At 68.2% G+C, this 11,699-nt stretch carries 14 protein-coding genes; 4 read left to right on the top strand and 10 right to left on the bottom strand.

Annotation, left to right across the window (positions count from 1 at the left end; genetic code table 11):
• Positions 1-11: 11 nt before the first annotated feature.
• Positions 12-788: a molybdate ABC transporter substrate-binding protein gene (gene modA / locus M7H19_RS13125; RefSeq protein WP_298181097.1), complete on the bottom strand. Its 777-nt coding sequence runs from the start codon at positions 786-788 to the stop codon at positions 12-14.
• A complete protein-coding gene (locus tag M7H19_RS13120) occupies positions 785-1,198 on the bottom strand; it encodes a helix-turn-helix transcriptional regulator (RefSeq protein ID WP_298181096.1) in 414 nt (137 codons plus the stop codon). Before M7H19_RS13120 ends, modA begins: the two co-directional genes overlap by 4 nt.
• Before the next feature lie 114 nt (positions 1,199-1,312).
• Between M7H19_RS13120 and moaA the strand changes: the two genes are divergently transcribed.
• From moaA to M7H19_RS13105, 3 genes are all read left to right on the top strand, one after another.
• A complete protein-coding gene (gene moaA / locus M7H19_RS13115; RefSeq protein WP_298181095.1) occupies positions 1,313-2,377 on the top strand; it encodes a GTP 3',8-cyclase MoaA in 1,065 nt (354 codons plus the stop codon).
• Positions 2,378-2,391: 14 nt separating this feature from the next.
• Positions 2,392-2,703 carry a MoaD/ThiS family protein gene (locus M7H19_RS13110; RefSeq protein WP_298181094.1) on the top strand — a complete coding sequence of 104 codons (312 nt, stop codon included), beginning with the start codon at positions 2,392-2,394 and terminating at the stop codon, positions 2,701-2,703.
• 595 nt (positions 2,704-3,298) lie between these two features.
• Complete coding sequence (locus M7H19_RS13105) at positions 3,299-3,979, top strand: transglycosylase family protein (protein ID WP_298181091.1); 681 nt, start codon at positions 3,299-3,301, stop codon at positions 3,977-3,979.
• A 212-nt stretch (positions 3,980-4,191) separates the two neighbouring features.
• On the opposite strand, the gene M7H19_RS13100 is transcribed toward M7H19_RS13105, so the two are convergent.
• From M7H19_RS13100 to M7H19_RS13085, 4 genes are all read right to left on the bottom strand, one after another.
• Positions 4,192-5,157, bottom strand: a complete 966-nt coding sequence (locus tag M7H19_RS13100) for a molybdenum cofactor biosynthesis protein MoaE (RefSeq protein ID WP_298181090.1) — start codon at positions 5,155-5,157, stop codon at positions 4,192-4,194.
• A gap of 31 nt (positions 5,158-5,188) precedes the next feature.
• Positions 5,189-5,662 (bottom strand): cyclic pyranopterin monophosphate synthase MoaC, encoded by a 474-nt coding sequence (moaC, locus tag M7H19_RS13095; RefSeq protein ID WP_298181088.1) that lies wholly within the window; start codon positions 5,660-5,662, stop codon positions 5,189-5,191.
• Positions 5,659-7,059 carry an NAD-dependent malic enzyme gene (locus M7H19_RS13090; protein ID WP_298181087.1) on the bottom strand — a complete coding sequence of 467 codons (1,401 nt, stop codon included), beginning with the start codon at positions 7,057-7,059 and terminating at the stop codon, positions 5,659-5,661. The genes moaC and M7H19_RS13090 overlap by 4 nt, the downstream gene beginning before the upstream one ends.
• Before the next feature lie 113 nt (positions 7,060-7,172).
• A complete protein-coding gene (locus M7H19_RS13085) occupies positions 7,173-7,391 on the bottom strand; it encodes a hypothetical protein (protein WP_298181085.1) in 219 nt (72 codons plus the stop codon).
• A gap of 41 nt (positions 7,392-7,432) precedes the next feature.
• Here M7H19_RS13085 and M7H19_RS13080 point away from each other — a divergent pair, with 41 nt between their 5' ends.
• Entirely contained in the window at positions 7,433-9,685 is a 2,253-nt protein-coding gene (locus M7H19_RS13080; RefSeq protein WP_298181084.1) for a helicase-associated domain-containing protein, read from the top strand.
• A 185-nt stretch (positions 9,686-9,870) separates the two neighbouring features.
• Here M7H19_RS13080 and M7H19_RS13075 read toward each other — a convergent pair whose 3' ends face one another.
• From M7H19_RS13075 to M7H19_RS13060, 4 genes are all read right to left on the bottom strand, one after another.
• The gene (locus M7H19_RS13075; protein WP_298181083.1) at positions 9,871-10,452 is read right to left on the bottom strand and encodes a DUF742 domain-containing protein; all 582 of its coding nucleotides are present in this window, start codon (positions 10,450-10,452) and stop codon (positions 9,871-9,873) included.
• On the bottom strand, positions 10,445-10,864 hold the full coding sequence (locus M7H19_RS13070; protein ID WP_298181082.1) for a roadblock/LC7 domain-containing protein: 420 nt from the start codon (positions 10,862-10,864) through the stop codon (positions 10,445-10,447). Before M7H19_RS13070 ends, M7H19_RS13075 begins: the two co-directional genes overlap by 8 nt.
• Positions 10,865-10,975: 111 nt before the next feature.
• Positions 10,976-11,584, bottom strand: a complete 609-nt coding sequence (locus M7H19_RS13065) for an ATP/GTP-binding protein (protein ID WP_298181080.1) — start codon at positions 11,582-11,584, stop codon at positions 10,976-10,978.
• The coding region (locus M7H19_RS13060) for a DUF742 domain-containing protein (RefSeq protein ID WP_277068364.1) at positions 11,565-11,699 on the bottom strand (135 nt) is incomplete at its 5' end. The genes M7H19_RS13065 and M7H19_RS13060, both read right to left, overlap by 20 nt.

Below are 11,699 nucleotides of genomic sequence, written 5' to 3'. Positions count from 1 at the left end.
GATTCCGGCGATCACGAGGAAGCACCGAACCCGGCCTCCTTCAGCAACCTCCGTCCCTCGTCGGACAACAGCAGGTCCCGGAACTGCCGCGCCAGGTCCTTGTGGGCCGCGTCGACCGGGATCCCGACGGGATAGGTGTTGACGGCCTCGGCGGCCTCGGGGAACCGCACCTGTTCGACACCGCGCGACGCGGCGGCGACATCGGTGACGTACACCAGCCCCGCGTCGGCCTCGCCGGTCTCCACCTTCGTCAGAACCGACCGCACGTCGGCTTCCTCGCTCGCCGGCCGCAACGTCACTCCGGCGAGTCGTTCGACGTGCCGAGTCGCCGCTCCACACGGCACCGAGGGCGCGCACACGACGACGGTGAGAGCGGGGTCGGCGAGGTCGGCCAAGCCGGTCACACCCGCCGGGTTGCCCTCCGGCACGGCGATGGTCAGCGTGTTGGTGGCGAACGGTGTCGCCGGGCCGTCGAGCAGGTCGTCCCGGTCGAGTCGGGCCATGGTCTCGGCGTCGGCGGCGGCGAACACGTCGGCGGGTGCGCCCTCGGCGATCTGCTGGGCCAACTGCGCCGACCCGGCGAAGTGCAACCGGACGTCGACGTCTTCGTGGGTCTTCTCGAAACGACGCTCCAGTTCGGGAAGGACATCGGTCAACGACGCGGCGGCGAACACGGTGAGCACGCGATCGCCGCTCGCGGCGCCGCACGCGGTCATCGACGTCATGACGAGCGCGGCCGTCACCACCGACGACAACACGGCCGTCACGCCCCGAACGCGGCGGCTCATCGCCCCTCCACCCCACCACCGGGGGTTTCGACGATCACCTGTGTCGCCTTCACCACCGCCACGGCCAGCACTCCCGGCCGTAGTCCCAGTTCGGCCACCGCCTCCGAACTCATCAGCGACACGATCCGATTCGGACCGCACTGCAACTCCACTTTCGCCATCACCGTGTCGGCGACCACATCGGTGACCAGCCCGACGAACCGGTTCCGCGCCGATCTGCCCACCCCGGTGGGATCGGGCGAGGACTCCGCCTGCGTGCGCGCGAAAGCGGCCAGTTCGGCGCCGTCCACCACCTTGCGACCGGCGGCGTCGACGTGCTCGGTCAACAGCCCGGCCCTCACCCAGCGGCGCACGGTGTCGTCGCTGACGCCGAGCAGACGAGCGGCCTCCGAAAGCCGAAAATGCGGCATGAAGATGACGATAACGCCGTATTTGCGAAAAGGGCAGCCTCCGGTGGAAGTGCTCGGCAGACGACGCCGCGAGGCGTCTCCCTATTCACCGAAATCCCACCTAGGCTGGGAAGTGTGACGGGAGTAAACCTCGGCATCCCGAGGGTGCCAGCCGAGCCCACGGCCCCCAACCGGCCGCGCCCGGATACGCCTGCGCTCATCGACAGCTTCGGTCGCACCGCCACCGACCTGCGCGTCTCGGTGACCGACAAGTGCAACCTGCGGTGCACCTACTGTATGCCTGCCGAGGGGCTGGACTGGATGTCCAACCAACAGCTCCTTGGCGACGACGAACTCATCCGGCTCATCGACATCGCCGTGCGACTGCTCGGCGTCACCGACATCCGGCTCACCGGTGGCGAGCCGCTGCTCCGGCCTCGGCTGGAGGACCTCGTCGCCAGAATCGCCGCGTTGCGGCCACGGCCCCGGCTCGCCATGACCACCAACGGCATCGGCTTCGCCAAGCGGGCCCACGCCTTCGCCGAGGCCGGGCTCGATCGCGTGAACATCTCGCTCGACACGATCGACCCCGACACCTTCGAACGCCTGACTCGCCGCGACCGGCTCCGTCACGTGCTCGACGCCCTCACCGCCGCCCGCGACGCGGGCCTGGAACCCGTCAAGGTCAACGCGGTGTTGATGCGCGGCATCAACGAACACGAGGCGACCGACCTGCTGCGCTTCGCCCTCGAAAACGGCTACCACCTGCGGTTCATCGAGCAGATGCCGCTCGACGCCCAGCATGGCTGGAACCGGTCCGAGATGATCACCGCGGACGAGATCCTCGACCTGTTGAGGGCGGAGTTCACACTCACGCCTAGCCCCACCGAACGCGGCGGCGCACCGGCCGAACGCTGGCTGGTGAACGGTGGGCCGGAGGAGGTCGGCATCATCCCCTCCGTCACCCGCCCCTTCTGCTCGACCTGCGAGCGCACCCGTCTCACCGCCGACGGCGCCGTGCGCTCGTGCCTGTTCAGCACCACCGAGACCGATCTCCGTGCCCTGCTTCGGGGCGGCGCCGACGACGAGGAGATCGCGAACGCCTGGCGTGGCGCGATGTGGGGCAAACTCGCGGGTCACGAGATCAATGAGGCTGGTTTCGCGCAACCGATCCGCCCGATGAGCGCAATCGGCGGTTGACGAAGGAGCGGTCGATGAGCACAGCAGGCACCGGTGACGTGGTGGAGACCTCTCACGAGGCAGGCTGGGCTTCTGTGACGGTCCTGGTCCGGTATTTCGCCTCCGCCCGTGCGGCGGCGGGAGTGGAGACCGAGACGGTGCGGCTGTCGTCGTCGGCGTCCGTCGCCGACGTGGTCGAACACCTGCGCGCGGCACATCCCGAGCGTCTTCCACGCATCCTCGACGCCGCGTCCTTCCTGCTGAACGGTATCGCGGTGCGCGACCTCGACAAGCCTGTGCCCGACGGTGCCGAACTCGACGTGCTCCCTCCGTTCGCGGGCGGCTGACCGGTCGAGTTCGGACCTTCCAACCCTCCCTCGGCAGAACCGCCCCGGCAAGGATTCGCGGCCATCGGGAAGGGCATCTTCAACACTTTGCCGGTATGTCCTTTTTGTCAATATTTCGGCGAATCGACTCCACTGGGGACAACAACCGGAGAGGTTCGAACGACCCCACCTCGGCGCTCCCACTAACAGAGCAAAGCGACTTCAACGAGCGTGACCCATACCTCACTTTGGGTGAAATATTTCGGGAAGGAAACGGAATAATAACGGGCGTCTGATCAGCGGAAATGCCACGATCGCGCAAGGTTGCGTGCCGTTACTGTGGACTAGCTCACCCCAACAAAGATTTCCGATCATGCTCGTCGTTACGTACCGTCGCATTCCGGTTGGCCCCGAACCGACCAACGACCGGAGTTCCGTGCGCCGAGCCCAGTCCGGCGGAACCCCGGGACCGAAACCCCGAGCAACTGAACTTCTCGGACTGGGACGAGAAGGAGCCGGCATCCCCCGGTGCCGACTGCCGAGCCGGACCCACCGGTCGGCCAGGCCTTCCCGGCCTGCCTGCCATCTCGTAGGCGCAGAAGTCGAACGAGTCGACATGGCTTACCGAGGCAAGCACCGCAAACCGTCCAACACATCCCGTCACCTGGCTCGCTTCGCCGTCGCGGGCATCGCCGTGGGCGCCCCGCTGACCATCGCGGCCACACCGGCCCAGGCGGACAGCGTCAACTGGGACGCCATCGCCCAGTGCGAGAGCGGCGGTGACTGGAGCATCAACACCGGCAACGGTTACTACGGCGGGCTTCAGTTCAAGCTCAGCACCTGGCAGGCCTACGGCGGCACCGGAATGCCGCACGAGGCCTCCCGGGAGCAGCAGATCGCCGTCGCCGAGCGCGTCCTCGACGGACAGGGCATCGGCGCGTGGCCGGTCTGCGGCCCCAGGGGCTACTCCAGCACCAGCTACGAGGGCACCAACACCGAAGGTGCTCCGAGCAGCAGCAGTAGCGACAACAGCGGCAACAGCAGTGGCTCGTCGGCCGAGTCGGCCCAGCCGACTCAGGAGAGCAGCCCCGCTCCCACCTCCGCACCGTCCACTGCCACGGGTGTGGCGAAGTCGAACCCCGACGGTGACTACGTCGTCGAGAAGGGCGACACCCTCAGCGCGATCGCCAAGGAAAAGGGCATCGAGGGCGGTTACCACACCCTGATGGAGCTCAACGAGGGCTACATCTCCAACCCCGACTACATCGTGGTGGGGCAGAAGATCGCCACCGAGTGATCGGTGTCGGAGTCATCGGCGCCCACCCCTGCGGCGCTTATGAAGGTCCCACCGCTGTCCCCCGGGCGGTGGGACCTTCGCTCCGGCACAGACCGACGAACCCCGAACAAGGGCGGAAGTCGACGAGAGTCGACAACAACCGATAGCAGCCGACGACGGCACAGCACGACCCTCGGCCGCGGGCGCACCCCGACGTGGAGGAAACACCGCCGCTACGGCGAATTGACCCACTCGTCCGTGCCGTCGGCGAACCACTGGTGTTTCCACACCGGTAGTTGTGCCTTCACCTCGTCGACCAGGTCGGCACAGGTGGCGAATGCTTCTGCCCTGTGGTCGGCGGCTACCGCGCACGCCAGCGCGACATCACCGATCTCCAGAGCGCCGATCCGGTGGCTGACCGCCACGGCTCGTACTCCGCCGCGCCGACCGGCGACGTCCGACACGACTCTCGCCAACACCTCGCCCGCCGTGGGATGTCCTTCGTAATGCAGGGACGTCACCGTTCGACCGTGATCGTGGTTGCGCACGACACCGCTGAACGTGACCACAGCCCCGGCGGCGGGGTCGGCGACCAGGCGCGCGTGCTCCTCCACCGACAGCTCCGCCTCGGTCACCTGGGCCAGCGCCACCCTGGCCTGCCCACCCGTTCCCGGCTTCTGCGCGTCCTCTGCGGCTTCCTCGATGGACACCTGCCCCGCCGCCCGGTGGTGATCACCGCCCGCCAACTGGTCCAACGCGTGGTCGAGTACCCGGTCCAGCACGGAAAGACCATCGTGGACACCGCCACGGGACCCCGGCAGATTCACCACCAACGTACGTCCGGCGACCCCGGCGAGCCCTCGAGACAACATCGCCGTGGGCACCGCGTCCTGCCCCGCTGACCGAATGGCGTCGGCCAAGCCCGGGATCTCGAAATCCAACACTTCGGCCGTGGCTTCGGGTGTCCGATCCGTGGGCGACACTCCGGTACCGCCCGTGGTGACAACGAGGTCCACGCCCTCGGCCAGGCACTCGCGCAACGCCTGCGCGACAGGCTCCCCGTCCTCCACCACCAAAGGCTCGGCCACGTCGAAAGACCGCTGCGTAAGCCATTCCGCGATGACCGGTCCGGTCCGGTCGGGGTACACGCCCGCGGCAGCCCGGTTGGACGCCACGACGACCCGCGCAGTGCGCTTCATGAGCCCTCCAGTGCCTTACGGGACCCCCGGCCTATTCCTCACGCTGCCACGTGCCGGACTTCCCGCCTTCCTTACGGACCAGCCGCACACCGTCCAGTGTCGCCGCCGGGTCCACGGCCTTGATCATGTCGTGCAGAGCCAGACCGGCGACCGCGACGGCGGTCAGCGCCTCCATCTCGACCCCGGTGCGATCACTGGTGCGCGCAGCCGCGGTGATGTCCACACTGTCGGCTCCGAGCTCGAAGTCGACGTCCACCTTGGTCAGCGCGATCTGATGGCACAACGGGATCAGCTCGGAGGTGCGCTTGGCGCCCATCACTCCCGCGATGCGGGCCGTGGCCAGCGCATCGCCCTTGGGCAACCCGCCCTCGGTCAACAACTCGATGACCTCGGAGGTCGTGCGTACCGTGCCACGGGCCACCGCGGTGCGCGCGGTGACGCCCTTGCCGGACACGTCGACCATCCGAGCCGTACCCGAATCGTCGAGGTGGCTCAGTTCACTCACGACGTCGAGACTACTTCGTGCCCTTGCGCGACGGCCTTCACGGCCTCCGCCACGGCGGGAGCCACGGTGGTGTCGAACACGCTGGGCACGATGTAGGAGGCGTGCAACCGGTCGTCGACCACGTCGGCGATGGCGTCGGCCGCCGCCAGCAGCATGTCGTCGTCGACACGGTGCGCCTGCGCATCGAGCAGACCCCGGAACACCCCGGGGAACGCCAGTACGTTGTTGATCTGGTTCGGGTAGTCGCTGCGGCCCGTGGCCACGACGGCGGCGTGCTTCTGCGCCTCCAACGGGTCGATCTCGGGGTCCGGGTTGGCCAGCGCGAACACGATGGGATCGTCGGCCATCGTGGCGACCTGCTCGGCCCCGAGAAGGTTCGGCGCGGACACTCCGATGAAGACGTCGGCTCCCACCATCGCGTCGTGGAGCGAGCCGGTCAGCTGCTCGGCGTTGGTGCGCTCGGCGATCCACCGCAGGTTGTCGTCGAGGCCCGGGCGCTGCCGGTGCACGACCCCGTCGATGTCCACCGCGACGATGTCGGCCGGCGCCTTGCGCAGCAACAGCCGGATGATGGCGGACCCGGCCGCACCCACACCGCTGACCACGATGCGGCACTGCTCGATGGACTTACCCACCACGCGCAACGCGTTGCGCAGGGCGGCCACCACCACGATCGCGGTGCCGTGCTGGTCGTCGTGGAAGACGGGAATATCCAGCTGCTCCCGCAGCCGCCTCTCGATCTCGAAACACCGGGGCGCGGCGACGTCCTCGAGGTTGATCCCCGCGTACACCGGGGCCAACGCCTTCACCGTCCGGATGATCTCCTTGGTGTCCTGGGTGTCCAAACACACAGGCCACGCGTCCACATCAGCGAACTTCTTGAACAGAGCCGCCTTGCCCTCCATCACCGGCAGCGCCGCCGCGGGCCCGATGTTGCCCAGCCCCAGGACGGCCGAGCCGTCGGTGACCACGGCCACCGTGTTGCGCTTGATGGTGAGCCGGCGGGCGTCGTCGGGATTGGCCGCGATGGCCTGACACACCCGCGCGACGCCGGGCGTGTAGACGCGGGACAGGTCGTCCCGGTTGCGGAGGGCGGCCTTCGGGGTGACCTCCAACTTGCCACCGAGGTGCATGAGGAACGTGCGATCGGACACCTTCCGCACATGCACACCGGGCAGTGAGTCGAGAGCCTGGGTGATGTCGTCGGCGTGGTCGGCCGACAGCACATTCACCGTGATGTCGACGATGATGGCGTCGGCCCGCGATTCGACGACGTCGAACGCCGTCAGGACGCCACCCACCCGGCCGACAGTCGTCGTGAGATCACCGGCGGCACTCACAGATGGAGGGGCCTCCAGTCGCACGGTGATCGAGTAACCGGGACCGGGAACGGGCATGGTGCTACCCCCGCATCAGTGACTTGCGCTGGTCTTACGCAGAGAAGCGTATCCCGATGCGTGACAGCACTGTGGGCCGGATGGGGGACTGGCCAGTAACCTCGTCGTTCGCCTTACGGCGTCTTGTTGATCTCGGTCTTGGGGTGTTCGTACGGGATGGACTCCAAAGGGAAGGTGGTTTCGCCGAAGGGCGACAGTGCTCCCTGTCGGTCGGCGGCGAGTTCGGTGACTGCGTGTTCGACGTCCGGCCACTCCGGGTCGATCCGGTTCTGCTTACGCTTGTCGTCCTTGCCCACGTCGTCCTCCATACACTCGACCAAACGACTGACCATAGTGTGCCCGATATCGGACGACGGGGGATATCGTGGTGACGATGGCCGCCCTCTCGCTCGCGGACTGGCTGCGTTCGCTTCCCGACGACGCTCTCGCCGCCCTTCTGAGAAGCAGGCGTGATCTCGCCACCCCGCCGCCCACGAATTCCGACGTCCTCGCCACCCGCGCGGGCACGGCCGGTTCGATCGCCCGGGCTTGCGAGAACCTCGACAACGCCACCCTGGCGGTCCTCGAAACACTGCTCGTCGCCGGTGCGGACAACGAACCCGTCGCCGTCGAACGACTCGGCGACCTCCTCGGCACCCTGCCACGCGACGCACTCGACCGGCTACGAGCCGCGGCACTCGCGTGGGGACCGGACGACGCCGTATCCGTGCCTCCCGCAGCACGCGACGTGTTCGGCCCCTTCCCCGCCGGGCTCGGCGCGTCGTCGGCCGAGCTGGCGACCCTCGGACCCGACGAGCTGTCCGCGCGGCTGGGCGAGCTCGGTGAGGACGAACGCGCGCTTTTGAACACGCTCTCCGCCGGCCCCCCGATCGGACGCACCCGGGACGCCACCGCCGACCTGCCGTTGGAAGAGGCCACGACGCCGGTACAGAAACTGCTCACCCGAGGACTGCTCATCCGCCGGGACGACCAGACGGTCGAACTCCCACGTGAGATAGGTCTCGCACTGCGTGGCGGGGCCGTGTTCGGCCCCGAGGCACTCGCCGAACCCGACCTACCCACCGACCCTCACCGACAATCCACCGTGGACACCACTGCGGCCGGGGAGGCCATGGAGTTCCTCCGGCACGCGGAAGCGCTGCTGCGCACGTGGTCCGAGCAGCCACCGCCGGTGCTGAAGTCGGGCGGGCTCGGTATCCGAGAACTGCGCAGGATCACCCGCGACCTGGGCATCGACGAACGCACCGCCGTGCTACTGGTGGAACTCGCCGTAGGCGCGGGACTCGTCGCCACCGACGAGAGCACCTCCCCGGAATGGGTCCCCACGACCTTGACCGACTCGTGGCTGTCCTCTCCCCCGTCAGGTCGCTGGCTCGCCCTCGCCCGGGCCTGGCTCGACCTACCCCGCCTGCCCGGTCTCATCGGCGGCAGGGACGCCCGGGACAAGGTGATCGTGCCCCTGTCGGAAGAGGCCCGACGTCCGACGGCGCCCACGATGCGCCGCCGGGTGCTGGACACACTCGCCGACCTTCCGAACGGAGCCGGGATCAAAAGCGTCGACGAACTCGTCGCGCTCCTGGCCTGGCACGCACCGCGTAAAGGCGGTCGGCTGCGGGACCAGCTGGTACGCGACACGATGTCCGAGGCCACCACGCTGGGGATCGTGGGCATGGGAGCACTGACCACGGCCGGCAGGGCGCTGCTGGAGGACGATCCGCACGAGGCGGCCGCGGCAATGGCCGACTCCATGCCGCAACCCGTGGACCACGTTCTGGTCCAGGCCGATCTCACCGTCGTGGCACCCGGGCCGCTGGAACCGGAGCTGGCTCGCCAGATCGAGGCCGTCGCCGACATCGAATCGGCGGGGCACGCGACGATGTACCGCGTCAGCGAGACCTCGGTGCGGCGGGCCCTCGACAGTGGACGCACCGCCGATGAACTGCACGAACTGTTCCGCACCCGGTCCCGCACCCCCGTACCGCAGTCGCTGTCGTACCTGATCGACGACGTCGCCCGCAGACACGGACGGTTGCGCGGCGGTGTGGCGGCGTCGTTTTTGCGCTGCGACGACGAGGTCCTGCTCTCCGAAGTCCTCCGCACCACGGCGGCCGGGGACCTGGGACTCCGCCGGATAGCGCCCACGGTGGTGGTGAGCCCCTACCCACTGGCCGAGGTCCTCGACGCACTGCGCAAAGCCGGATTCGCCCCGGCGGCCGAAGGGCCCGACGGGCGTGTGCTCGACCTACGGCCGAGCGGCAGGCGCATCCCCGCCCGTAACCGCCCCTCCAGAAGGACCGCGCCGGACGGACGCGCGGGACTGCCCGAAGACCAACTGGCGGCCGTGGTGGCACACGTACGTGCCGGGGACAAGGCTGCCCGCAGTCGCAAGGGCTCGGTCGTCCGGTTGCCGGGCGGCGGTGGAGCCGACACGTCGGCGACGATGGCGCTGCTGGCCAAGGCCGCGGCCGAACAGCGGGAGGTGTGGATCGGGTTCGTCGACTCACACGGCACCGCCACCCAGCGAGTCGTCACCCCGGTGCACGTGGGTGGTGGTCTATTGCAGAGCTCGTCGGGTGAACGCTACCCGCTGCACCGCATCACCTCCGCCGCCCTGGTGGAGGACTGAGGCGACGGCTCACTCGGGCTCGTTCGGGTTCGTTCGGGTCTGCGCCTCGGCCCACCGGTCCGCAGACGGCGCGGTCGGCGTGCTCACCGCGGTCGAGAAGTGCGGACGCGGCTACGCGACCTGCGGACACGGCTACGTAACCTGCGGACACGGCTACGTAACCTGCGGACACGGTCGCTTATGGGTCACAGCGCGCGGAGTCCGTTGAGGATGCGCTCCATGAATTCCTGGGAACCCTTGTCCTCGAGAACGAATCCCGGACGCCTGATCTCCACGGCGTGTATCTGCGCCAGGTCGTCCACCAGCACCTTCACCACGCCCAACGGCAGTCTGGCGAACGCGGCGATCTCCGCCACCGAATGCACGTCCACACACAGATCGCAGATGAACCGCTGTTCCGGTGACTCCACACCCTCGTAGCGGCGGCCGCGGTCCGTGGTCACCACCAGCGCCTCCAGCGCCAGTTCCCTGGCCGGCCTGGTCCGACCGCCCGTCCGCGCGTACGGCCGCACCAACGACCGGTGCGTGAAGTGCGGTGGCGCGGGTGCCGTGCGCGGCCGCGCCGGGGCGGCCGGGACAGGCTGCGCTGCCTGCCCCGGAGTCCGCACCGACCCGGCGTGACTCGCCTGACCCGACTGCTGACGCACTCGCCTCGCCAGCTGCGTGACCCCGGACACGCTGCTCAAATCGAACCTGCTCGGGAGGTCGAACCCTTCTCTGTCGGTCGGTTTGTTGAGAGCCTCCCACTCCTCCACGCCGTCAGCCACGCACGTCACCCTGCAGCTGCGCCCGTAGTTCAGGAGTGAGTCGCTGGCCGACCCGGTCGACGAGAAGGGTCATCTCGTAGGCCACCGTGCCGATGTCGGCCGTGGGCGAGGCCAGCACGGCGAGACACGAGCCATCGCTGATCGACATGAGGAACAGGTAACCGTGCTCCATCTCGACCACAGTCTGATTGACCACGCCGCCCTCGAAGCATCGCGCCGCGCCGTACGTCAACGACACGAGGCCGGACGCCACAGCGGACAGTTGTTCGGCCCTCTCCCTGGGCAATCCCTGTGAGCTCGCGAGTAGAAGCCCGTCGGCCGAGACCACCACGGCGTGCGCCGCCCCTGGAACACGGCGCACGAAATCGGTGACCAGCCACCCGAAGTCGCCCTGGTGGGCTGATGCCGTCACTGTCCCTCCTAGCCTCCCGCCCGCTGTAGCGGCAAGACTATTAGTCAGGTCAATCCTGTCGAGGCCGAATCCCCCATCCGCCAGGTCGAATCACGCCGGTGGCCCAACGAATCACCCCGCCTGCAATGCCGTGTCGTGGGCGATCGCGTGCTGCACGATGGAGATGAGCACCTGCTTGGCCGACTCCCGATCCCGCGCGTCACAAGCCATGATCGGCACCGACGGCGAGATGGTGAGCGCGTGCCGCACGTCCTCGATCTGGTGGTGCAGCAGCCGGTCGAAGCAGTTGATCGCCACGATGTAGGGCAGTTTGCGGTTCTCGAAGAAGTCGATCGACGGGAACGCGTCGGCCAGCCTCCTGGTGTCGACCAGCACCACAGCACCGATCGCGCCGTAGGCGAGGTCGTCCCACATGAACCAGAACCGGTGCTGGCCCGGGGTGCCGAAGATGTAGAGGACCAAGTCGGAATCGAGCGTGATCCTGCCGAAGTCCATCGCGACCGTGGTGGTCATCTTGTTCGGCGTCTGCGACAGGTCGTCGACGGAGACGCTCGCCTCGGTCATGGACGCTTCGGTGGTCAACGGGTCGATCTCGGACACCGCTCCGACGAGCGTTGTCTTACCGACACCGAAACCACCGGCGACCACGATCTTGGCCGACTGGGTCGGGCCTGACGTCGCCGGCGCGGCAGCGGACACGTCAAATTCTCCGAAGCCCACTGAGAACCCTTTCCATGAACTCGATACTGGGCCGGTCTCCCACCATGGAGGAGGACGCGGAATGCACGAGCACAAGCCCGAGACCGGCAACGTCACCAACGAGAACCCGCACGAC

It is taken from the genome of Saccharomonospora sp. (assembly GCF_027317685.1).
GTDB lineage: Bacteria > Actinomycetota > Actinomycetes > Mycobacteriales > Pseudonocardiaceae > Saccharomonospora.
Note: the sequence above shows the minus strand (reverse complement) of the source record. Positions and strands in the feature narration are given on the sequence as shown.

Coding starts and splice junctions, on each gene's coding strand:
- modA (WP_298181097.1), bottom strand. CDS start 788: ATGAGCCGCCGCGTTCGGGGCGTGACGGCCGTGTTGTCGTCGGTGGTG.
- M7H19_RS13120 (WP_298181096.1), bottom strand. CDS start 1,198: ATGCCGCATTTTCGGCTTTCGGAGGCCGCTCGTCTGCTCGGCGTCAGC.
- M7H19_RS13110 (WP_298181094.1), top strand. CDS start 2,392: ATGAGCACAGCAGGCACCGGTGACGTGGTGGAGACCTCTCACGAGGCA.
- M7H19_RS13105 (WP_298181091.1), top strand. CDS start 3,299: ATGGCTTACCGAGGCAAGCACCGCAAACCGTCCAACACATCCCGTCAC.
- M7H19_RS13100 (WP_298181090.1), bottom strand. CDS start 5,157: ATGAAGCGCACTGCGCGGGTCGTCGTGGCGTCCAACCGGGCTGCCGCG.
- M7H19_RS13090 (WP_298181087.1), bottom strand. CDS start 7,059: ATGCCCGTTCCCGGTCCCGGTTACTCGATCACCGTGCGACTGGAGGCC.
- M7H19_RS13085 (WP_298181085.1), bottom strand. CDS start 7,391: ATGGTCAGTCGTTTGGTCGAGTGTATGGAGGACGACGTGGGCAAGGAC.
- M7H19_RS13080 (WP_298181084.1), top strand. CDS start 7,433: ATGGCCGCCCTCTCGCTCGCGGACTGGCTGCGTTCGCTTCCCGACGAC.